Source organism: Bradyrhizobium arachidis, from assembly GCF_024758505.1.
Classification (GTDB): domain Bacteria; phylum Pseudomonadota; class Alphaproteobacteria; order Rhizobiales; family Xanthobacteraceae; genus Bradyrhizobium; species Bradyrhizobium manausense_C.
This window is the reverse complement of record NZ_CP077970.1, coordinates 1937385-1960863: the sequence shown is the minus strand read 5'-3', so window position 1 is coordinate 1960863 and position 23479 is coordinate 1937385. Positions and strand designations below refer to the sequence as shown.

Sequence of the window (23479 nt, the reverse complement as noted above, 5' to 3'; positions counted from 1 at the left end):
ACGTAACGCCAGCTCAAGCGACCCGCTTGTTTCAAATGAACTAAACCAAGGCCGCGTGGCTTTGGGAGCTGCCAAATCCGATAGGCTGGAGCGCGAAAGCTAACCGAGCTCGCTTCGTTTACCCTACGTTTTCAGCCTCTCGAATACCTGCTTCTGCGTCCCGGGATCACTGGATTCAGTAAAGAGCGTCATGCCGTCCTAAACGTCGAGCAGACGCTGGCGAGACCGATGCCACAAGGCAAGCTTAGGCGAGGAGGTATGCATATGCAGCGCTGCTCTCGTAACTAGGTGATCGGCAAGTGGCTAAACAACAACCTTCTCAGCGAGTTTGCAGTTGCAGGATGTGATTGCCGCATCCACCACCAGGTTGACGCGGCAATGCACGGAAGAATGGATCTTGACGCCTCCACTTGGCGGCCTCGCGCCACGACGCTACGCAAATGGCTGCGATACCTCCGCTCTGCTCTTCTTTCGGAGATCTATACGAGGTAATATCTCGGCATTCAGAAACCTTTTACGTAGTGCGCAGCTTCGGCAGCTAGTCACACGGTACAGTCATGCCATAAGTGAGAACTTACGGCAGCTATCAAGTCACGCCCAAATCGAACAAGGAAGTAAGATGTCTGGCATGCGCCGTCTGTTGGCGCTGCGGATTGTCGGATTTGCGACGAAGCATCTGTGAGCTGCAGACACTAGTGCACTCCAACTTCCCTTTTTTTTGGTCCAGCTAGCTGGCACGATTGTTGCCAACATTTTCGAACGTCAAACTAACAGGACAAATACAATGTTGCGATTGTCCGCGATCATCCTGGCGCTCGCGCTCCTGCTTCTCCGACCAGCATTTGGCGAGCAAAGCAACACACTGACACCACGCAATCTCGGCGGCGCGACAATGAGCGAGTTTGCCGGAAATTGGTCTAATGAGGATCAGAGCACCGGTATCATTACGCACATATTTGTCGACCGGCAGTTCGACAAAGCGCTTGTTCGTGCATGGAGCAGATGTCGTCCCACCGACTGCGATTGGGGCACCGCGCGGACGCAGAGTTCCGACGCCTACTATGGAAGCCTCGAAGTTAAATGGCACTCTAGGTCGTCAGTTAAATGCGCAGACTTGACGCTCGAAGGACGTGATCGATTGCGAATAAAGACGAAAGTTCACTTCACCGACGACTCCGGAAGATCGGATTACACTTTTGTTGAATACCTCGTCCGAGTGCCGGAAGAGGTCTCTTACAAGCGCGGGTACTCGCTAGCCGACGCTCACAAGACCACGGGCTCAATTCTTGAATCGACAAGAGCGGCTGACCTGTCGTCGCCGTCGAGTAGCTTATGCCCGTCTATGCGACGGCGCTTGCTCGCTTCGCGTAAACTCGGCTCCGGCTCAACAGCGATTGCATCGAGGCCAGAGCTCGATAGTTCATCACACCTCTAATGCTCACTCATAGTAAGCGGCGCTTAAGACCGGACGAAGGATCCGGGGCAGCGAACTTAGGCGAGGACACTGGCGGTAAGGCTAGTCAGAATCGGTCACAAAAAGACCTTCATCGGTTAGACGCTGGCGAGCACCCTTCCAGCCAGGGAGCGAGACGAGAGCATAACACTCGGAAGACAATTTTTTACGCCATTGCATTGTGCTGACTCTACAGCGATCGCAAGCAAGGCCACGCGGGTACAGACAAGGGATAGTAACCATTGCTGTCGCCAATCTTGAAGAAGTATTGTGATGCCCAGTCGCCTTGGTACACGATCTATCCAACGGTACCACAGTTCTCCGCTGAGGTCGGTGCCAAGGCCTATGAGGAGTGGCTGAGGCGCCTGGCGCCTGGCGAACCTGTGTCGCTCTACTTGCACATTCCATTCTGCCGCTCGATTTGCTGGTATTGTGGCTTTCCAACCGCGATGACCCTGCAGGATTCGCCGATCCTTGATTATTTGGCGGTGCTGCGTGAAGAGATCCGTTTGGTCGCGGAGAAAGTGCCTAAAGAACTACCTGTGAGCGACGTACATTTCGGCGGCGGGACGCCGACCCTCATCAAGCCAGCGGAGTTCCTGGATTTGATGGGACTTTTACGTCTCCACTTCGCCTTCAGGAGATCGGCAACCATCGCCATCGAGATTGATCCGCGTGCATTCACGGCAGAGATGGCCGAGGCCTTAGGGGCGGCCGGAGTGAGCCGCGCGAGCCTGGGCGTGCAGAGTTTTGATCCCATTGTTCAAAATGCCATCAACCGGGTTCAGACTGAGGCGCAGACGGCTGCTGCAGTCAAAAATCTGCGTGTGCATGGAATAAACCGTATCAACTTCGATCTCATCTACGGTCTTCCAAGGCAGACGGTGCAGTCCTGCGTACGGACCGCGACACTAGCTGCGGCCATGCGCCCAGACCGGTTCGCGGTTTTCGGCTACGCGCACATTCCTTCATTCAAGAAGAATCAGCGCCTCATCGAAGAGGCGGAGTTGCCAGATAGCGGCACCCGCGCAGAACAGGCGGCGGCCGTGGCCGATACGCTAGTCGCCGCCGGCTATCGCCAAGTTGGACTCGACCATTTTGCCTTGCCTGAGGACGAGCTCGCGCTGGTTCAGAAAGCCGGTCGCCTGCGGCGGAACTCCTTGGGCTACTCGGCAGACACCTGTAGAACCCTGATCGGCTTCGGGCCGTCGGCTATTGGGCGGTTGCGAGACGGCTACGTTCAGAACGAAGTTACTGAGGGGTCTTACAGCCGGCAGATCAGAGCTGGCCGTCTGGCGACATTAAAGGGCTGCCGTCTCACCCCGGAAGATCGCGTCCGAGGCGCAATAATCGAGCGGCTGATGTGCGATCTGGAGGTTGACGTGCCGGCAATCTGTGCCGCCCACGGATTTGATCCAATTCCTTTCCTCGATTCCGCTGAACGTTTGGCGCTCCTCGCCGAAGATGGAATAGTGGACATCGAAGACGGTTTGATCCGCGTAAGGCAGGAACACCGCTTTCTGATTCGATCTGTTGCTGCCGCCTTCGACGCTTATCCATACCGCTCACCCAGCTAGCACAGCCAAGCTGCGTGAACGGCCACACCTACCTACCCCAACAAGCCGCAATTATTTGACGCCATTCCGGAAGATCGTGTCGCGTAAGGGTGTCGCGCAGAGACGACGGATACGCGCAGGTCGCGCGCTCATCCACTCCGAAAAAAGCGCGTACATTCGCCGAAGGTACCGTGACTTGCCCAGCGGCACAGTGCCCCTCCCCTTCAGCCGGCTCCATTGTGCCCGATCGAAGAATTTTTGGACAGGCGCATACAAAATCCTGCTCGGGCCGGATAGGGCCCGCTATGGCGGCGCCATGGCGAAACGCCAAAGCACCATCCTTGTGTTCGTTACTCCAGCCCGAGTCGTCTCCGGCAGCCAAACTCAGTTGCTGATGTCTGCTGAGGTGAAACTGTTCGGCTCGACCGACGAATTCCTGGCGGAGGAGCTCGCCGATTTCCCGTCATGCGTGGTGCTCGACGTTCGGTTTCCCGGGCCCCCCCCCGAGCGGTTTGGAAGTGCAGCGAACACTTGCGGACTCTGGGGCCTCGGTTCCGATCGTTTTTATCAGCACCATTCTGACGTTCGCATCTCGGTGCAGGCCATGAAGCTCGGCGCAGTCGAATTCCTGCCCAAGCCCTTTCGTGAGCAGGAGCTTTTCGATGTGAGACGGCTCGGTCTGGAAGACGACCGAAAGCGGCGGGAGCGGGAGCTTGTCGAGCACCACGTCCACAGTTCCAAGCGATCGAATACATCAGGTTAGCCTAGCAAAATCGGCAACCAACGGCCATGTGCAAGGAGGAGATCAGTAGAACGACTTGGGCTCCTAGCGGTTCTGTCTCGAAGGCCAGGAGCATCAACCTCTGCGCAATCGAACGTGGAGGTGGCGCATAAATGCTGCAGAGAATGGTCGAAAAACGCACAATGCGATCGCAATCATAGGACTAAATTCACCCCCCGGTGGACGGGGCGTGCGTTGTTGGCAGCAAATGCTCGACAAGCACCGCGGAGAGGCAATTTAGGCAGTCTTCGCGGTACGTGCCGGCAGATTCGTTCGCTTCGTACTGAGTTTGCGCGCCCAAAATGATTTTTCATTTGATCCATAGATTAGTCGATCAAGAGAAGTGAAATGGCTATCTACAAAGACGCGAGCTATCTGCAACAATCTTCCAGCGAAGCTTTTGATCAGGATTACGGGCCAGGAGCCGCAGCTCCGCATGCCGGAATTTACCGGTGCATGGGCTGTCATCTCGAGATCGGCATTGCAGCAGGCCACGTGTTGCCGCCGCAAGGACATCACGCACACACCCCGGCGCAAGGATCGATCCGGTGGCGTTTGATTGTCTACGCTGACCATAAACCAAAATAGTATCACGATCGGAGTCCGGTGAAAGCCGGACTTTTGCGTTTACGACCGTATCGCGACTGAATCTCGTCGCATTCAGTCGCTGCGGATACGTGATCGTTGGCAAGTTTGAGCGAAGGTCCAATGAACGCGCTTGTCCGCGTACATGAGACAGCCTGGATAAAGATTTCAGCCAAAGGTCGGACATGTTCGATGTGTATCTAAACGATAAACATGATCTGCTGGTTGTTCCACAGGGAGCTCCGCTGCCTGTCACGGGTGCGCTCGCGAAGTGGCGAAAAAAGAAGACACGGGTAATCGGCGTCAGTCACGAGATCAGGCTAGCTATTCAGAAGCAGGGTTATTACATGCGAAAGGCGAGCGATTTCGGTAAGCATTAGGAAGGCCACTATCGCCGATTGAAGCAAGTCGACGCTTCCGGACCGAGCCCACGAAACGGACGCTCGAACAACACGGTGAATGGCCGGTCGGAAGCCGCCGTGTGGCCGGACGCGGCCTTATTCCTTCGTTTTGCGAGACCAGCTGCGCATCAGTGGCCCCATCGCGCACGTGTGGCACGTGGGTCAAGGAAGAATGTTGTCACGCTCAGATGGAAAGTCCGCAAGCTTGGGCTGTCGCTATGTGAGCGGCATTCGTTTCAGTACCTATGCGGGCCCATGACTGAAAGCAGTTCGGAATTGACTGGCCATTTGCCGTCGCAGGACATAGCGGCGGGCGGCGGCTTGGGAAATTGTATCGTGCAGATCGCTCGGATGATACGGAGGCAGTTTAGCTGCCTCAGATGCGGCACTTAGCGATTATATATTTCGCCAGTGGTGCTTTGAGTATGGCTCAGATGAGGTTGTTGGTGACGATGCCCCGGCTTTCTCCTGGACGGCTCTGTTGATCGTCTGATCAAGCGGCGCAAAACGAGCATCGGCAAGAAGCACGGACTCTTTATACGGACGATTCATGCGAGACTCCGGGTGATCTGTCTCTATGCCGGACAGCAACGCGCCGGGCGGCGTGCTGAAGTCCAGCGACGGGCTATCCTGCGACGGATCGCGCACAAAGTCAGGACCATCGCGCAACACGGACTCACTATACGGAAGGTTCATGCGAGACCGCGGGAGACGCGTCTCCGCTCCTGCCAGCGTCGCGACGAGCTCCGCCGACGGGGCGTCTCTTCGCACGAAGTCAGGACTGTCGCGCAACGCGGACTCACGATACGGAAGGTTCATGCGAGACCGCGGAAGACGCGTCTGCGCCCCGACCGGCGATGGGGTGCCCTGCGAATTGCCCGCCCTGTTGAGCGTCCCCGGCATCCTTAGCGCGCTTAGCTGCTGCTGAAAGTCCGTTGGACTGTCATGCCGGCTCGTCCCCTCCTCGCGGATTGGTGACAACCGGTCGATAGCGTTAAGGTCCATACCTCGTCTCCAATTAAGAGCCACCAAAGCCGTTTCGGACCCTTAGATAGCGGAGCTGCCTTTCGAGAAGCTGACGAGATCGGTGTCGCGAAGAGTGGCTGGGCAGAATATGCTGGGATGGAATAAAGGGCCGTCCGCGGACTTTGCCGAGACACCGGCTGGTGGAACCGACATGCCGGATGCTTATCCCCAAAGAAGCCGCTCTAGCGAAACTCAAGTTATGAGCGCGGCAAGCGAAACCGCTTCCAACCGAACGACGGCCTGCTCGCCTTCCTCGAGGCGCCCTGAACGACAATACTATGCCGAATGGAATGGGGCCGCCGCGCATGGCACTTCATCGGCCTCCCTATTCGCGAGGACATTGCGCCATCGCGCGGGGCAGCACTGACGGCGCGGGCTGTTGGGTATGGACAACCGCTATATCGACCCCAAGTATATCGCGCGTGCATCTTGGCATTGCTGCCTGGCTATCGGATGGTGAGGCGATCGGGTGAGAACGGAGCCGATCAGCTCGATGTCGACAAGTTCGCGGCAGTGATGCCGGGCGATATCCTGGAGGTCGTCGTGTCATCCGTTGGCGCAAACGAGCAACCCGGCAAAGAGCCCATGATCGTGAGTCATGTTAATCGTCGAACATTCGCCGCGGCCGGGTTTTCTACCCTCGTGTGCGGACCAGCGCTGATGCAGCAGGGGTGGGCCGCGCGAGTCTGGAGCCCCGTGGTCGCCGGCTATTTGGCCCCTTGGAAGGCCCGGCCGGGCGGTCCGAGCATCAAGACGATCCCGGCTCGCGAGCTGACCCACTTAATGTACGCATTCGGGACCGTCTCGGCAGAAGGACTGGCTGAACTTACGGACCGTTGCCTCGACGCCGGAGCCTGCGACGGGACGGCGCCGTCCGGTCCGTTCGGCGGCAACTTCGCCCAACTCGCCGAATTGAAGTGGAACAATCCGCAGCTTCGGATCCTGATTTCGTTGGGCGGTTGGAGCGGATCGAAATATTTCTCGGCCGCAGCTGCCACGCCGCTCTCGCGCGCGCGGTTTGCACAATCCGTCATCGAGGCGTTCTTTCGGCCGTATCCGGGTCTGTTCGATGGCGTGGATGTCGATTGGGAATTTCCCGTCTCAGGAGGACGTCCCGGAAATCTCGCGCACTTCGAGGACCGTGGCAATTTCACGCTCCTGATTGCGGAGCTCCGCCGAAAGCTCGCGGACTTTTCTGCGTTGGAGCGCCGGAACCTGGAGCTCACGATCGCGGTGTCGTCCACGCCCGACAAAATTATCAATCTAGAGGCGGCCGCTCTCGCACGCCTGGTCGACCGAATTAATGTGATGGCCTACGACTATCATGCGGGCTCGGCCTTTGCCGGCTTCAATGCCCCACTGTTCGCCTGCGCCGGAGATCCAAATCCCGACCTGAATGTCGATGCGAGCGTGAACGCCTTGATCCGTGCCGGTGTGCCGCCCGCCAAGGTGACGCTCGGAATGGCCTTCTATGGCCGAGCCGTTGCGGAAGTGCCCCAGGAAAAGGGCGGGCTTTTCCAACAGGGGGCTACAGCGAGCGAGGAGTGGGGAGGGAGCGACGGCATCGATTATCGGGATCTGGTTGCCCGGCGACCGGAGGAGCAGGGGTTTCGCCGGTATTGGAGCGACGAGGCCCAGGTGCCGTGGCTCTATAACGCCGAACGGCGCTTGTGGATCAGCTACGACGATCCACTCTCCATCGCATGCAAGGCGATGTACGCTCGCGCCCATGCACTCGCCGGAATCATGATCTGGGACTTGTTCGCCGACGACGGCTCGCTGCTCGCAGCACTCCACACCCTTCCTGTGCGAAAGTCCGAATAGAAGCGTTGTTAACGCGCCGCGTTGAGCAAAAGATCAGCCTGCCTTGAACGAAATCAGCCTGCATGGGATCCACGACTGCGGTGTTGCGAGCGGTGTGACCGGTGGCTGTATCCGAAAGGTAGACAGGTTACGAAACCTAGGCCGACGATCCTGGCACAGGAGGAGCTGTTCATCGTGCTCCTCATTCGCGAACGACGATCCTATCGTAAACCACCGCACTTTTGAAATTGCATCCTCTTCAGAGCAATATCTGCGCATCTCTGAAAGGTGCCGCAATATTCAGCTTGGAAAGGTGCCAGGCAGTACCTACGCGCCTCGCGCCTCCTCTAGCTCAAACGTACTCTCGCAGAACCACGAATAGCTGAAGCTGTCGGGCTTAGAGTCGCAATACTCCTCCCTCAACAGCCTCAGCGCAGCTTCAACATCCTCTCGATAGTTCTGCGGGCGCAAGCGATGGCAATTGGTCTTTCGCGAGAGAATCCGTTAGCTCGTTTGCGGCCTCGCCACCGGGCAGTCGTTTGCATAGCAAGGAATCTTGCAAGAGTCGCGAACATTAGCGATTTGACAGATTTCCTCCCAAACGGCGCGAGTGAAGGCTGGCGGCGCGAGTGAGCTCTAAAGCATGGTCAGTTTGACGACACCGTCTTCCAATTCGCCACGCGCGAATCTTTCGCGGGCCGCACGCTCCAACTCTTTTCGGTGCTTGTGAAGATAGCTGGAAGCCTGGTCGACGGTCCGGAATGTCGTCTGAAGTTGGCACAATTGCCGTTCGGCGCCGATTGCCAGTAGGAAAGTGATTAATTGGCCGTCTCGCGAATTATCCTCAGGCGTGATCCGCACAGGCTTCATGTAGCCGTCTCCTAAGACTCGGAAGATCTCGGTTCTTTAGAAAGGAGCCCGCAGGGGCGTTCAAAAAGGAACGACGGCTACTCAATAGACGCAATGAAAGTCTGTTAGCACAAGGGCGCCCCTACGCAAATGTTGTCATCCAAAAATGATAACGACGTCGCCGAACGGCCTTCCGCGATGCTTGGAACCATGTTGAGTTACCTCGCAATTCACTCGCCGCCGTCTTCGGCCCATCGGCGCGAGAGGCAGCGCTTTGCGACAACGCTACATACAGCTGTGCAAAACAAAGTGTTCTGACACCTCGAAGGCGGATTTGTCTGCCCTCACCTTGACACCGCTACGGCGATTGAGCCGGTTAATGAAACTGTATTTGTGCCGGTCAGATCGCAACAAACGCACGACACCCTGCGGATCAGTCAATGATTCTATTGTGAGACCATCACTGGCAACGTGTAGACCGGATTCCGGGAACAATGGTGATCGACCGACATGGCAGTCAACAGGAAGGAGAAACGTCAGCTCAATAGGCTGCGTTGTTGATTGATCACTGAGGAAATCTGGCAGAGCCCTCCTGGCGGGATCGGGAGCGTTTCGATGACCAGAACAGTGGTCTCGAAGAAGGACCTCGAACATATCGCGCTTCAGGAAATCCGTAGCTTTCCGGGTGCATTGAATCTACGGCGGATCAGCCTTCAGGTATGAATTGGAGCCTTCACGTCACGGCGAGGGACGAAGCGGATCTTGATCGCATCCAGTACGCTGCGAGAACGACGACTGAGCGATAGCCTTGATGCTAACTCTTAGCGGTGGGCTCTTGGCGGTTCTTACGATGCGGAGAATTCATTGATCGAACGCAAGACGACGCTGCCCTGCGCTGGTCGCCCCATGTGAATGAACCGTGCGCTGAACGAGGCGCTTTTTCAACGGCGCGGTCTGCGGGATCGCGGCAGGAGCGGATAGCGGCCCCGTTGCAGACGCTTGGCGCGGCTGGTCTTCGAATGGTTCGGCCGCCGCTGCAGCAGCAGGCTGAAGCGGGTTCGATGTGTCGAATACGATCTTTTCCGGAAGAATTCGCGCCGAGTGAATCCGAATAATCGTCCGGTCGATCTCTTGGTCGTCGGCCTGAGCCACAGTCCCTGCTGGAAGGTAGCGATCGGCGATGAAGAGAAGGATTAGGAGAAAAGCGCCTGTGAACAGAAAATATCGAATGATTAGCATATGTCCTCGCTGACGGCTCGCGTCAACGGGAAAATCCGGCAATGGTTCCGGCGCTCGACTATAAGTCTTTCGGGCGCAGTTTGCTCGTGGGCCCCCGAAGCTGCGAGACCGATTGCGCGCCTGCCTGTACGGATGGGCAGCCCACCTCGGCCCAATGGCATTGGCGACTATCGGCCAAGCGTGACAGTTTGGGCACGCCGCAGAAATACGCTAGTTACCGCTGAGTAACTGCCCGAGTCCAGCAAACCAAGGCTGACGGCCCCGCCGGCTTGAACCGGCGTCGTAGCGACTTACCAAATCATGGCTGCCATCGCGAGCGGGCCCGCAACCGCCACCAACCAAACAAGCCAATGCCCCGCAAGGCCAGAATGTACGCCGACTGCTGCGTACAGATCTTGCTTGCGGGTACCGGGCATCGCAGTTGCGCTTCGAAGTGAGCTCAAAGCCCGACATGACAACGGACTTTCATCGTCAGCCGGCCATCGCCAATACACTCGAGTCTCATGCAAGACCAGCGTGGGAGCGACACCTCGCCGGCGTCGCATCGACACGCGGGCCGGAGTGTTTGACCAAAGTTGATGGGGTGGACGCCCCCTCACGGCATCGCTGTGCCAAAGTGGTGTCGTTGACCATCACTTGAACGGAGGCGTTCATGTCGGAAGTTAGCATAATCGGGTTGGATCTGGCGAAGAATGTGTTCCAGATGCGCGGCGCGGATGGATCAGGAACCGTGCTTTTCCGCAAGAAGCTGCGCCGGGACCAGGTGCTCAAATATCTTGCCACGCAGCCGACTTGCACGGTCGCCATGGAGGCCTGCGCCAGCAGCCACTACTGGGGGCGCGAGATCGGGGGATTGGGGCATGCGGTGCGACTCATCCCGCCAGACTATGTAAAGCCTTTCGTAAAGCGGCAAAAGAATGATGCCGCCGATGCGGAAGCGATCTGCGAAGCCACCCAGCGGCCGACGATGCGTTTCGTGGCGGTGAAGAGCGAGGAGCAACAGGCCGCGGCCATTGTGTTTCGCGCCCGCGACCTCCTGGTGCGTCAGCGCACCCAAACCATCAATGCGCTCCGCGGCCATCTGACCGAATTTGGGGTGGTAGCGGTGCAAGGTCCCTCCCATGTTGACAAACTCGTTTCCGCGATCGATGGCCATGACACCGGCATTCCTGAGCTGGCTAGACCGATCCTGCGGTTGCTCGTCGAGCAGTTGCGATCCCTGAACGAGAAGGTGGCGCTGCTCGACCGAGAGCTCGCCCGGCGCGCCAAGGAGGATGCCGAAGCGAAGCGGCTAATGACGATCCCAGGAATTGGACCGATCACCGCTACGGCGCTCGTTGCCCTGGCGCCGACAGCCCAGGCCTTCAAGAGGGGACGCGACTTTGCGGCATGGCTGGGGCTTACCCCGCTGCAGCGCTCCACTGGCGGCAAGCAGAAGCTCGGCGAGATGTCACGCATGGGCGAACGAACCCTGCGCCGACTGCTGATCATCGGCGCGAGCGCGGCCGTGCGCTGGGCAATGCGCAAAGGCTCGACAACCGATCCTTGGCTTGCGCGCATGCTTGCCCGCAAGCCGCCCATGCTGGTGATCGTCGCGATGGCGCGCATCGTCTGGGCATTGATGGCGAGAGGCGGAACCTATCGGGCTCCGGCTGCGGCGAAGTAGTTCCGCGGCGGGGAGACCGTGAGAGTGTGAGAAGGTCAACCGGAGAGTATGGCGCAACGGTCACGAGACAGGAATCGGGAAAACCAGATCATGGATACGCGCCTCGAGCACGCAAAGTTGAATTGGACCCGTTCCGCGAACTCCCATACGGGCCAGCGGCATGTGACAGCCGCAGCAAAAGGCCGGACACATGTCAGCACCCGACCACGCTCCGCGCTCTTCGAAAGATTCTTCTTGCACCAACGGGGGCGTCCACACATGTCCTCGAGGTCGTTGTCGCATGCATGACTAAGGCGCCAGGAGCGCGTAGATGACTGCAATCTGGGTTCGGTTCTGCAGATTGTATTTGCGTATGATATTGCTGACATGCGCACGCACGGCGTTTTCTGAAATCTGGAGTTCACAGGCGATATTCTTGTTCTGCATGCCGCGGGCAATCAGCATCATGAGTTCGCGCTCACGCGGCGTAGGTGTGATCGATACCTTTGTATTCATGACCAATTTCTCCGTGGCATGAGGTTGATGTGACCATCCCGGCATTTTTCTCACGCCACCTTGAGCGCTTCGATCGGACTGAGCTCGGAAGCCATGTGGGCGGGATAGAACCCGAAGATCACACCGGTCAGGGCTGAAAATCCAACGGCGAGGCCCAATCGACCGCATGTCGATCGCAGTGATCCAGCGGCCAATCGCGCCACAGTCGTCGACAGCGTGATGGCGCCACCAAGAAGACAAAGGATGAGGGCTTCACAAAGGAATTGCAAACGAATCGCGCATCCGGCCGCCGAGCGCGCGGCGAATTCCGATCTCGCGGGTGCGTTCGGTGACCGAAACGATCATGACGTTCATGATGCTGATGCCGCCGACGAGGAGCGAGACCGATGCGATCGCGAACAGCAGCAACGCCCCGGTGCGGATGGCGCCCTGTTGCGCCTCCATGGCGGCCGCGGCATCCTGCACCTCGAAATCGTCGGCCTGGCCGGCGGGAATCCTGTGTCGTTGCCGCAGCAGGCCTTCGATCTCGCTGGTCGCGCCCGCCATCTGAGTATCGGAGGCGACCTTGACGAGGATATAGGCGATGGCGTCCCGGTTGATGCTGCTCGCGCTGCCGAGAAAGCGCAGCTTGGCGGTGGTCAGTGGAACGAAGGCGACATCGTCCTGCGCCGGCCCCTTGCGATCGAGCACGCCGATGACTTCGAGCGGGACCTGCATGATTCTGACTTGCGCCGATCGGATCGTTGCCCGGCGCAAACAGCTCTTTGGCGGCCGCGCTGCCAAGAATGACGACCTTCGCGGCGCTCGCTTCCTCGGCCGCGGAGAAGTATCGTCCGGATGACAATTGCCAGTCGCGCACCATGAAGTACGAGGTGGTCGTGCCGTTGATCGTGGTGTTCCAGTTCTTGCTTTCCCGGATGACCTGCGCTGTGCCCGCAGCCGAACCCGCCGCGGTCTGAATCTCCGGAATTTGATCGAGGATTGCCTGCACGTCGCCCTCGGTCATAGTCAGCTTGGTGCCGGCCTTCATGCGAACGGCGCCTTGTTGAACCGCGCCCGGTATGATCATCAGCGCGTTGGAGCCGATCGAACGGATCTGCTCCTCGACGCGAACCTGGACCCCCTGCCAATGGCGAAGACGGTGACGATCGCGGCCACGCCGATCACGATACCAAGGATCGTCAGGATACTGCGCAGCGGGTTCAGACGCAGCGCATGAAGAGCGGTCAGAAGGGCCTGATATGCCGTCATGATGCCCAGACCTTGTTCGGCATTGGGTGACGTATCTCATCGGCTCGCGGTCACGCAGGCGAATGGTTCGTTCGCAGCGCGCGGCCACGCTGGAGTCGTGGGTGATCATCACGATGGTCTGGCCGCCATCACGGAGTGCGTCGAACAGGGCCAGAATCTCTGCGCCGGTCCGGCTGTCCAGCGCACCGGTCGGCTCGTCCGCGAGCACGATCGCAAGCGTGGCGACGAGGGCGCGCGCGATCGCAACGCGCTGCTGCTCGCCGCCGGACAGTTGCCGAGGAAAATGCCGCGCCCGGTGCAGCATACCGACCGCCTCGAGGCAATGTTCGGCACGCAGCTTCCGCTGCTGGTAGCGGACGCCGCCATAGACGAGCGGCAGCGCCACATTCTCGATTGCGTTGTGCCGCGCGAGCAGATTGTAGGATTGGAACACGAAGCCGATGGCGTGTGCGCGCACTTCGGACCTTCGGTCATCAGGCAGATCGGCGACGTCGCCGCCCTCCAGGAGGATCGCGCCCTCGCTCGGACGATCGCCCGATCATGTTCATCAGGGTCGATTTTGCCGGACCCCGACGGGCCCATGATGGCAAGACTTTCACCGCGCTGAATGTCGAAGCTGACGTCGCGCACCGCGATCACCGCGACGCCGTCGGTCCGGTAGGTGCGACAAACCGATCTGAGGCTGACGAGTGCGGACAGGGCGGTCATGAGCCGAACCTTATTCCAAGCAATTCCATCCCCCCGGAGCGGATCGCCTGTCCGACGGCAACCTGGCTGCCTTCCGTGAGATCGCCGCTCTTGAGTGCGACCTGCTCGGCGCCGGCGGCGCCGACCGTGACGGCGACGCGCTTGAGCGAGCCCGTGGGCGTGCGCAGCCATACGCCGTCCCGCCCTTGCGCCTCGGACGGCTGCGTACCGCTCGGCTGGAAGCGCAGGGCCGCGACCGCACCTTCAAAACATCGTCCTGGCGGTCGATCACGATCTTGAGCAGCGCCGTCATACCGGGAGGAGTGCGCCGTCGAGATTGGAGGTCGACAGCACGACGGTCTAGGTGACCACGTATTGCTGCGTCTTTGGTGCCTTGCGGACTTGCCGCACCACGGCTTGGAAGCGCCGATCCGGATAGGAATCGAGCGTGAACCGATATCGGCCTCATCGACCTGCGCGTGAATCTCCATGTCCTCAAGTCGATGCGCCACCGGGAAGTTCGTGCGCGCCTCGAGGCCGACGGCAAGCGTCTGGCCCTCGTTGATGAACCGGCCGACGACCACGCCGTCGATCGGAGAGCGGATAATGGTGCGGTCGAGATCTGCCTCGGCGGCGCGGAGAATAGCCTCCTTCTCGGGCACCGCGGTCCTTGCTTGCTGAAGCTCCGCCTCGATCCGGCGCACGTCGGCCGCGGCGCCCTCGACGGCGTAGACGTTCAGCGTCACCAGGACCTCTGCTTCGCGCTCCTTTGCAAGGCGCGCGGTGAAATCGATGCCGACCAAAGAACGCCACATTCGGAATTCACGCCACATCTCCTAGAGCTCGCCAAGCTTCATGAAACTCCAGCGACCTCAACCTTCAAACGAGAACCATTTGGATTCCGGCGGCGAACAGAACTCCTGCGAGGATGAACCTGGTGGCTGTTTGACCCAGCCATTTGAGGCCGATCGCCGTTCCTGTGACGGAGCCCCCCAGCGCGGCAATGGCATACGGCCCGAGATGCAAAGACGGAAATTGGCCAGCGAGAAGAACTCCGGCCAACCCGACAGTGGAGTTCGCCAGGATGAACGGGCTCGACAGCGCAGTGGTCTGCTTAGGTGACGCCCAATTCAGTGCAATGAGCGTCGGAGCCAAGAACACTCCGCCGCCAACGCCGGTCAGGCCAGAAATCAGGCCGACGATCGCTCCAACACTCACGGTACCCCAGAGCGGGATTTTGCGATCCTGACCGGCGGCGCGATCGCGCCGTAACGTCATCACGGCGCCCGCCAGGAGAAGGAGGACGCCAGTCATTGGCTTGTAAATGTAATCCTCGAGTACGATAAGGCCGCCACCGAGCGCCATTGGCGTTGATGAAAGCAAAAGCGGGCGCAGCATTGTCCAGTCAACGACTCTGTTGCGACTGAAGGCCCAGGTTGAATAAGTTGTGACAACAATGTTGAGCGCAAGCGCTGTCGGGCGCATCTCTGTTGGCGGAAGAGCGGCAAACGCCATCAGTCCGAGAAACGCTGTCCCGCCCGCCTGCCCGACCGTCGCGTAGAGCAGTGAGATGACGGCCAAAAGCAGGAAAAACATGCTGCACCGACTTTGGCGAAGTTTTCCGCCTCCAAGGATTAATCGGTCAACGATTGCATCGCGAGGCAAAAGACTGCCTTTGCATGTTTGTTGCGTACTCCGAGCGCGTGATTGGGCACGCCTTCGTCGCGACAACCGGCAAGCAGGTCGCTCCCGATCGTCTCCGTCATGCTGACGGACGTGAAGTTCATGAACTTCGGCGACGCCGTGCTGATAGCGCCTCAGAGCGTACATCAGCTTCCGAGATCGCGAGTGATGGCTGTCGGCAACGAGTGAGGACATCTATCGGGTTCATTGGGCGGCCACATCTATATTGCATCCTGAGTTTCTTCAGGCTTGATTAAGCACGATAGCCATGTGTCCGTCATCTTCATCAATTGCCAATGTTAGTAGTTGACCGCATCGCCGGGCGCAGAAAAATGGTCTTCAGGGCTCCGAAGCTCGCTTGGAGGTGGCCGCTATATATAATTGCACAAGCTCAGCGTCCAAAAGTGCGCGGCCGATGTGCTGGCCGACAAGGCAGAACTGAAAAGGTATGCCGCTAACGTAACGCCTTTCGCTTGGCGACCTGCGGCTATCACCCGAGGATCTGGGGCAAGCGAGGCTCCCGTCGACCGCTGGCGAGCGACGTCGCGGCTCCAGCTCATTGCTCCTGGAGCTTGGTGCGAACTGATCCTTCGCATTGAATCGGCGCGAAGAGGAAACGAGGAACGCCAAGTGTCGGCGAAGCGGCACCTCTGGCAATTGGCAGGCGCGCCGGTACGCCGTGAGGGCAACTCCAGCAAAGCCGAGGATCCACACCACAGCCTTTGCGAACAATCGGACAGGAGCTTTGCGAGTTTGTCGGGTTTGAGCCGATTTCGCTAGGCTGGCGATAAACACACCAATGCGAGGCGCCTGTAGACCTCAATTTCGCGGTCGGCACGCAGCTTGCTTCGCCCAACACACCATCACCGTCGCGCCTACCGGGCTCGGTGATGCAGGGGCGGACATGGACGTGTCACGGCGTGTTGTGTCCGCCCCGAACGATCTGCGGTGAGGTGACATGAAACAGCATATGCGGGCGGCTGCGGCTGCGGTCGCCTTTGCTCACGCGCTCCGCCGGGAGGTCCTCAGCTTGTACGAACACGAAACCCGTGGGTACAACAGGATCAGGGTGTGGGTAAACGCAAATTGGGCGAGCGGATACGACTACGACAATCAGTGCAAAGTCGGCGGCTCACTGCCGTATATGTTTCACCACGGCGTGAGATCGCGTTGGCGGCTGAGGCCCAGCCCCCTGGGAGCGTACAGCGGCTTTGATCATGACACCTCATCGTTCTTTTCAGTAAAGGTCACCAGCAGGCACGCCAGGGTGTTCGATCACCGGGAAGGCGCGGACTTCACGTACACGATCTGGTCGGGGAGCCGCACTCCAATCACGGAGTGAACCAATGAAAACCAATCTTGGGAGCGTGTGGCGTGCACGTTTGCGCCGGAATCCGGGTTGCGTGTTACCGGACAGTGCAGTGACCAGGACCGCTATGATCAGGAGCCGTCGGCTAGAGACAGCCTCGATGGAGCGGTACACGGCCTACCTAGTCGGGCCAGATGGGCATACTGTGGGTTTTGTCGAGTTTATCTGTTCTGATGAGGGCGCGGCTAAAGAGCGAGTACGGCAAGTTGCAAAGGATTACGCGATTGAGCTTTGGCGGAGCGATCGCAAGATTGCAGCGTATGAAGCACGACGGTGGCACTTAGGCACGAGAGGTGCGATGAGCTTACGGCCGTCTAGCAGGCACGACGGAGGTTGAGACGTTATGTCCACCGTTTATAGCGTCGGTCTCGCGATCATAACTTAACTTGTCAAAAAGTGATGGGCTCTTTGGCCGGAAAACCACGCGCCCCTCCTCTTAACCAGGCCGCAGTAGTGCGAAGGGCTTAGCCGCCGTTCTTTCGCCGCAAGCGGCCTTTCAAGACTCAGGTCGGGTAAGATTGGATAATCTGAGATGACTTGCGAACTATGACTTGCATCCCCAACGCAATTAAAACGCACTCTAGCCGTCTCGATGCCGGACCGTCAGCCTGGCGAACTGTCTGCAAAAGGACACTGGTATCCTCAGCCCGAATGGTCCAAGGGCGCGAACTCGCGCACCTCGGCCGCTCAGCGAGAAAAAGCAGCAGAAGAATTAAATCCCATTCATGGCCGCCACATAAGCGGAAGAGTCCATGGGCACGCCTGTTGAGGTAATGTCAGCTTACCTCAAGACGGCACGATCCGCATGAGAATGGCTTCGTCGCTATAGGGACACGTCGGGTCATGTTCTTTGACTATGATTTTATGTGTCTCGGAAGTACCCGTGCGCCTGCAAGATCGGCAACAGCTCGTGATGGCTGCGAATGATGTAGTCCGGTTCTGCTGCCTGCAATCGCGAATCGGAAACAAATCCGCCGGTAATGGATACACTTATGAGCCCAAGGTCGCGCGCAATATTCGTTTCGTTGGGCATATCGCCGATGATGAAGGACGCCGGCGGCTTCAGGTCGTTCTCCTGCATGTAGAGACGAAGTCGCTCCCCTTTGCTCATCGATTTGAACTGCGTGCCGCGGCTTTCAAAAGCAATCACCTCGCTAATGTAGTCATTGATTCCAAGCCTTCGCAATTGTGATCGGAGAGGGTCGACGACATGGTTGCTCACAATGATGGACGAAGCCGCCTGTTCGTGCGCTATTTCTAAAATTCTACGCGCGCCCTCGCGCAGATCAGTTTTGCTGGCAAACCGTTCGTACATGTCGTGAAACATTGCACCCGAATCTCGATCCACGGCCGCAACTTCCGATTCCGACATTCCCAGACTGCAATAAAGGATAGAGAGTGGGATGTCGCAATGCTTCCGAAACGTATCCATATCTATAGTTGCGTGACCAAAGCGATCTAGTATGGCGTTCGTCGTCTGCAGTAATACATGCGCATCGTCGAGTAGCGTGCCATTCCAATCGAACACAAGAGCAGGTTTCATGATCTGACCTCAAGCAGGGATGCATCGCGCATGGGGAAGATTCGCCATAAGCTTCTCTTCAGCACGCTAATGCCCTTCTAGAGTTGGCATCTCGAACGCAAACAGATCGATGCGATCATGCCTGCACCGAGAACTAGGAAGGACAGATACGTCAAGGACGAGAGAAACGCGCCAGCAACATCTGACATGCTAATCTTCGCAAAGCTAATCGTCTTGTTAAGGAGCCAAGGCTCTGATGGGACGGATAAGTTTGGTTAGGCGAGGTGAACACATCGTTTGACCACCTTAAGCAAGCGTCGTACCAGTGCCCAAACGGCGTGACTCGCCCCATCCGATCGGACATCACCTGAGAAACACGCCAGGCTTGTCCAGCAGCAGTGACCTCAAGTCGTCAGAGTCGCGACATGTTGTCTCGAACCGGGCCAGGCCATTGTGGTCGATGTCGCTGAAATGATGAAAGGGCCAATGACCGTTGCAACGCGGCTGCGCAAGTCTCACCGCTCTGCGCTGGTCGATGAGGACGGCCGGTGAGATTACAGCATTCCACAAGCAAATCCGCGCCGGCACGTTAATCAGCCGTTGACAGGCCGTCTCGAAAATTACTACATATGGCGATCACGGTTCCACTAGAACGCAAGATTTAGTGGCTAAGAGGGAAGCCGGTGACCGCGTGCACAACGCGTGGAATTCCGGCGCTGCCCCCGCAACTGTCAGCAGCGAGCTGCTTCCGAACGATGTCACTGGCATTTTTGCGCCGGGAAGACAGGGAGCGAGCGAGGACCTGCGAGCCAGGAGACCTGCCGTGACGACTTGAACGTCCACGGGCGGGGTGTCCCGGCGGTCGCTTGCATGCACTCGTCCGGCAACCCGCTGCCGGCGTTTCTGCAGCGTCCTCGTTTGCCCCGCTCAAACACAAACGCGCATCACGGGGCCTATCGATGTCACTGAACCTGCTCGACGCGGACACTGCTACCCTACCCATCATCCAGTCGTGTCCACAGCCGCTCGCGCCCGCTTCGAGCGAGCCCGCCATGCAGATCATCCGCCGCAACGGAAAGATCTCGCCATTCGATTCTGCCAAGATCGCTGTCGCCATGACCAAGGCCTTCCTCGCGGTGGAAGGCAGCAGCGCGGTCGCCTCGCGCCGCGTGCATGAGTGCGTCGAACAGCTAACGGCCGAAGTCGTGATGGCGCTGATGCGGCGCGCGGGCGATGGGCGCACCTTCCATATCGAGGACATCCAGGATCAGGTCGAACTCGCCTTGATGCGCACCGAGAACCACAAGGTCGCACGCGCCTATGTGCTGTATCGCGAGGAACAGTCCCGCCAGCGTGCCGAAGAAAGAGCCGCTGAAGCGAAGCCTGCCGGCGCTCCGGAACTCCATGTCATGCTGCCCGATGGCTCCCGCGTGTGTCTCGATACCAAGCGGCTCGCGTTGATCATCGGCGAAGCCTGCGCGGGCCTCGAGGGTGTGTCCGCCGCGCCGGTTCTGACTGAGACCTCCCGTAGTCTCTACGACGGCATCAGCCAGGACGAGCTGGCGCTGGCCTCGATCATGGCCGCGCGCACGCTGGTCGAGCACGAGCCGAACTACGCTTACGTCAGCGCCCGTTTGCTGCTCGATAAGCTCCGGGGCGAGGTGCTGTCGCATGTCCACGGCGTTCCGACGTGCGCCTCCCAGACCGAAATGGCGACTCGTTATGCAGAATACTTCCCGGTCTATGTGAAGGTCGGTATCGCCACCGAACTACTCGATCCCGAGCTTGCCCGCTTCGATCTCGCCCGCATCGCCGCTGCGCTGAAGCCGGAGCGGGACCTGCAATTCCAGTTCCTTGGACTTCAGACGCTCTACGACCGCTACTTCCTGCACAAACGTGGCAAGCGGGTCGAACTGCCGCAGGCCTTCTTCATGCGCGTCGCGATGGGCCTGGCGCTGCGCGAGATCGACCGAGAAGCCAAAGCGATCGAATTCTACGACCTGTTGTCGTCGTTCGATTTCATGGCTTCGACGCCGACGCTGTTCAACTCCGGCACGTTGCGGCCGCAATTGTCGTCCTGCTTCCTCACCACCGTGTCCGATGATCTCGACGGCATTTTTAAGTCGATCAAGGACAATGCGTTGCTCGCCAAATATTCTGGTGGGCTCGGCAATGACTGGACGCCTGTGCGCGGCCTTGGCGCGCACATAAAGGGTACTAACGGCGAGAGCCAGGGCATCATCCCGTTCCTTAAAGTTGCCAACGACACTGCAATCGCCGTCAATCAGGGCGGCAAGCGCAAGGGCGCCGTCTGCGGCTATCTGGAGACTTGGCACGTCGACCTGGAGGAGTTCCTCGATCTGCGCAAGAATACCGGCGACGACCGCCGCCGTACTCACGACATGAACACGGCCAACTGGGTGCCCGATCTGTTCATGCAGCGTGTCGATGCCGACGGCGAATGGACGCTATTCTCGCCGGATGAAACACCCGATCTGCACGATCGCTACGGGCCTGCGTTCAAGATGGCCTACGAAGCCTATGAGGCCAAGGCGAAGGCCGGCGGCATGCGCGTCTTCAAGACTGTGCGTGCGACTGATCTCTGGCGCCGTATGCTGACGATGCTGTTCGAGACTGGCCATCCCTGGATTACCTTCAAGGATCCCTGCAATTTGCGTTCGCCGCAGCAGCATGCCGGCGTGATCCATTCCTCGAATCTCTGCACCGAGATCACCCTGAATACGTCAGCCGACGAAATCGCAGTTTGCAATCTCGGTTCGATCAATATGCTCAATCATATCGGCCCCGACGGGTTTGATCAGGCCAAGCTGAAGCGGACCGTTACGATCGCCGTGCGGATGCTCGACAATGTCATTGACATCAATTTATACACCATCCCGGAAGCTCGACGCTCCAATATGCGCCATCGGCCGGTCGGTCTTGGTCTAATGGGCTTTCAGGAGGCGCTTCAGGTCCAGCGCATTCCGATCGCCTCGGATGCAGCGGTGACCTTCGCGGACATTAGCATGGAGGCAATCTCCTTCCATGCCATCGAGGCATCGTCCGATCTCGCTGCCGAGCGCGGCCGTTATCCGAGCTTCCAGGGCTCGCTGTGGTCGAAGGGCATTTTGCCGCTCGACTCCATCCAGTTCGTTGCCGATGCCCGCGGCGGGCTCGACGCCGACCGATCCTCGACGCTCGATTGGGACCGCCTGCGAAAGAAGGTCACCTCCAGCGGGATGCGGAACTCCAACGTCATGGCGATCGCACCAACGGCAACGATCTCCAACATCTGTGGCGTCTCGCAGTCGATCGAGCCGAACTACCAGCACCTGTTCGTCAAATCGAACATGTCCGGCGACTTCACTGTCGTGAATGAGTTCCTGGTTCGCGATCTCAAGTCGAGGGGGCTCTGGGACGAGGTGATGGTCTCCGATCTCAAATATTTCGACGGCAGCGTCAGCCGGATCGATCGTGTCCCTGATGATCTCAAGGACCTCTACGCGACCGCTTTCGAGATCGACAGCGCCTGGCTGATCGAAGCCGCAGCCCGGCGCCAGAAGTGGATCGACCAGTCGCAGTCGCTCAATCTCTATATCGCCAACCCCTCGGGCAAGAAGCTCGACGCGCTCTACCGCCTGGCCTGGCGGCGCGGGCTGAAGACCACCTACTACCTGCGATCCCGCGGCGCCACGCATGTCGAGAAGTCGACGCTCAGGGGCACCGACGGCAAGCTCAATGCGGTGTCCGCATCGGCCGCAATTTCGCATGCTGCGATCGTCGTTCCGGTCGCCATGGCGGCGCGGGAACTCGATGGCGTTAAGGCATGCCGGATCGATGGTCCGGACTGCGAAGCCTGCCAGTAAGGAGGGGATGATGCTCGATTGGTCTGATACCGAGACGACGGCGGTCCCGGCCGTCCCGATCCTCGCCACTGCGCTACGTCCGCAGATCCAGCTCAAGCGCGAGCCGGCCGATCCGACCGGTCTCGGCGCGATCGACCGCAGCGGCGGCCGCGTCTCGGTCGACGAGAAGCGGATGATCAACTGCCGCGCAGACGTCAACCAGCTCCTGCCGCTCAAATACAAGTGGGCTTGGGAGAAGTACCTTTCCGCCTGCAACAATCACTGGATGCCGACTGAAGTCTCGATGCAGACCGACATCGCGCTTTGGAAGTCCCGCGATGGTCTGACCGAAGACGAGCGGCGCGCGATCAAGCGCAATCTCGGCTTCTTCGCCACGTCGGAATCGCTTGTCGCCAACAACATCGTCTTGGCGATCTACCGACATCTCACCAATCCGGAGTGCCGGCAGTATCTCTTGCGACAGGCTTTCGAGGAAGCGGTCCACACCCACACCTTCCAATACATCGTCGAAAGCCTCGGTCTCGACGAGGGTGAGCTATTCAACATGTACCGTGAGGTGCCGTCGATCACCGACAAGGCGGCCTGGGCGCTCAAGCACACACAGCATCTTGACGATCCGTCATTCCAGACCGGGACGCCGGAGCAAGGCCAGGCCTTCCTGCGCGATCTCGTGGCGTTTTACGTCGTCTTCGAGGGGATGTGGTTCTACACGGGCTTCGCGCAGATCCTATCGCTGGGACGTCGCAACAAGATGGTCGGCATCGCCGAGCAGTATCAATACATCTTGCGCGACGAGAGCATTCACCTGAATTTCGGCATCGACGTCATCAACCAGATCAAGATCGAGAACCCGCATCTGTGGACGCCAGCGTTCCAGGAGGAGGTCCGCGGCATGATCCGCGAGGCCGCCGAGCTCGAGGCTACGTACGGCCGCGATACGATGCCGCGCGGTTTCCTCGGCCTCAATGCGGCGCTCTGCGAGCAGTACATGCACTTCATTGCTAACCGGCGCTGCGCCCAAATCGGGCTCGCGCCCGTCTTCTCCGGGGTCGAGAATCCGTTTCCGTGGATGTCGGAGACAATGGACCTGAACAAGGAAAAGAACTTCTTTGAGACCCGCGTGATCGAATATCAGAATGGAGGCGCACTGAGCTGGGAATGATCAGAAGCAGGCCGATCGCCGAGGGCCTCGCAACGGTTTGCGAGGTCGTTCTGCGTCTAATGCACGCCGCTGAGCAGCGACAGGG

Annotated in this window: 14 protein-coding genes, 2 pseudogenes and 1 riboswitch; of the genes and pseudogenes, 7 read left to right on the top strand and 9 right to left on the bottom strand. The window is 58.9% G+C overall.

From position 1 onward, the window contains the following. Positions 1-1695: 1695 nt before the first annotated feature. The 4 genes from hemN (at position 1696) to KUF59_RS08665 (ending at position 7626) form a co-directional block, all read left to right on the top strand. Complete coding sequence (gene hemN, locus KUF59_RS08685) at positions 1696-3030, top strand: oxygen-independent coproporphyrinogen III oxidase (protein WP_258769299.1); 1335 nt, start codon at positions 1696-1698, stop codon at positions 3028-3030. A 295-nt stretch (positions 3031-3325) separates the two neighbouring features. Continuing rightward, entirely contained in the window at positions 3326-3772 is a 447-nt protein-coding gene (locus KUF59_RS08680) for a response regulator transcription factor (RefSeq protein WP_258769298.1), read from the top strand. A 366-nt stretch (positions 3773-4138) separates the two neighbouring features. Then, on the top strand, positions 4139-4378 hold the full coding sequence (locus tag KUF59_RS08675; RefSeq protein ID WP_258769297.1) for a hypothetical protein: 240 nt from the start codon (positions 4139-4141) through the stop codon (positions 4376-4378). Positions 4379-6231: 1853 nt separating this feature from the next. After that, the gene (locus tag KUF59_RS08665; RefSeq protein ID WP_258769295.1) at positions 6232-7626 is read left to right on the top strand and encodes a glycoside hydrolase family 18 protein; all 1395 of its coding nucleotides are present in this window, start codon (positions 6232-6234) and stop codon (positions 7624-7626) included. A 615-nt stretch (positions 7627-8241) separates the two neighbouring features. Here the strand turns inward: KUF59_RS08665 and KUF59_RS08660 are convergent. Together KUF59_RS08660 and KUF59_RS08655 are read right to left on the bottom strand one after the other, a co-directional pair. Continuing rightward, positions 8242-8475: a hypothetical protein gene (locus tag KUF59_RS08660; protein WP_258769294.1), complete on the bottom strand. Its 234-nt coding sequence runs from the start codon at positions 8473-8475 to the stop codon at positions 8242-8244. 840 nt (positions 8476-9315) lie between these two features. Further along, complete coding sequence (locus tag KUF59_RS08655; protein ID WP_258769293.1) at positions 9316-9693, bottom strand: hypothetical protein; 378 nt, start codon at positions 9691-9693, stop codon at positions 9316-9318. 652 nt (positions 9694-10345) lie between these two features. Here KUF59_RS08655 and KUF59_RS08650 point away from each other — a divergent pair. Further along, positions 10346-11359, top strand: coding sequence for an IS110 family RNA-guided transposase (locus KUF59_RS08650; protein ID WP_258769292.1), 1014 nt, complete (start codon positions 10346-10348; stop codon positions 11357-11359). A gap of 288 nt (positions 11360-11647) precedes the next feature. Here the strand turns inward: KUF59_RS08650 and KUF59_RS08645 are convergent, their stop codons facing one another. The 7 genes and pseudogenes from KUF59_RS08645 to KUF59_RS08615 all read right to left on the bottom strand — a co-directional run bounded on the left by KUF59_RS08645 (position 11648) and on the right by KUF59_RS08615 (position 18387). After that, positions 11648-11854: a response regulator transcription factor gene (locus KUF59_RS08645; RefSeq protein WP_258769291.1), complete on the bottom strand. Its 207-nt coding sequence runs from the start codon at positions 11852-11854 to the stop codon at positions 11648-11650. Between the two features lie 252 nt (positions 11855-12106). Then, the gene (locus KUF59_RS08640; protein WP_258769290.1) at positions 12107-12571 is read right to left on the bottom strand and encodes an ABC transporter permease; all 465 of its coding nucleotides are present in this window, start codon (positions 12569-12571) and stop codon (positions 12107-12109) included. 73 nt (positions 12572-12644) lie between these two features. Next, positions 12645-13105 (bottom strand): annotated as a pseudogene (locus KUF59_RS08635) (ABC transporter permease); the annotation flags it as partial. A gap of 43 nt (positions 13106-13148) precedes the next feature. Further along, positions 13149-13813 (bottom strand): annotated as a pseudogene (locus KUF59_RS08630) (ABC transporter ATP-binding protein); the annotation flags it as partial. Continuing rightward, positions 13810-14607, bottom strand: a complete 798-nt coding sequence (locus tag KUF59_RS08625; protein WP_258769289.1) for an efflux RND transporter periplasmic adaptor subunit — start codon at positions 14605-14607, stop codon at positions 13810-13812. The gene KUF59_RS08625 and the pseudogene KUF59_RS08630, both read right to left, overlap by 4 nt. A 64-nt stretch (positions 14608-14671) precedes the next feature. Beyond that, on the bottom strand, positions 14672-15388 hold the full coding sequence (locus tag KUF59_RS08620) for a sulfite exporter TauE/SafE family protein (RefSeq protein WP_258769288.1): 717 nt from the start codon (positions 15386-15388) through the stop codon (positions 14672-14674). Positions 15389-17706: 2318 nt separating this feature from the next. Then, positions 17707-18387: an HAD family hydrolase gene (locus tag KUF59_RS08615; protein ID WP_258769287.1), complete on the bottom strand. Its 681-nt coding sequence runs from the start codon at positions 18385-18387 to the stop codon at positions 17707-17709. 601 nt (positions 18388-18988) lie between these two features. After that, a riboswitch (cobalamin riboswitch) is annotated at positions 18989-19206 on the top strand. A gap of 119 nt (positions 19207-19325) precedes the next feature. On the opposite strand from KUF59_RS08615, the gene KUF59_RS08610 reads away from it, so the two are divergent. Then, entirely contained in the window at positions 19326-22232 is a 2907-nt protein-coding gene (locus tag KUF59_RS08610) for a ribonucleoside-diphosphate reductase subunit alpha (RefSeq protein WP_258769286.1), read from the top strand. 10 nt (positions 22233-22242) lie between these two features. Then, positions 22243-23394 (top strand): ribonucleotide-diphosphate reductase subunit beta, encoded by a 1152-nt coding sequence (locus KUF59_RS08605; protein WP_258769285.1) that lies wholly within the window; start codon positions 22243-22245, stop codon positions 23392-23394. Positions 23395-23479 lie beyond the last annotated feature (85 nt).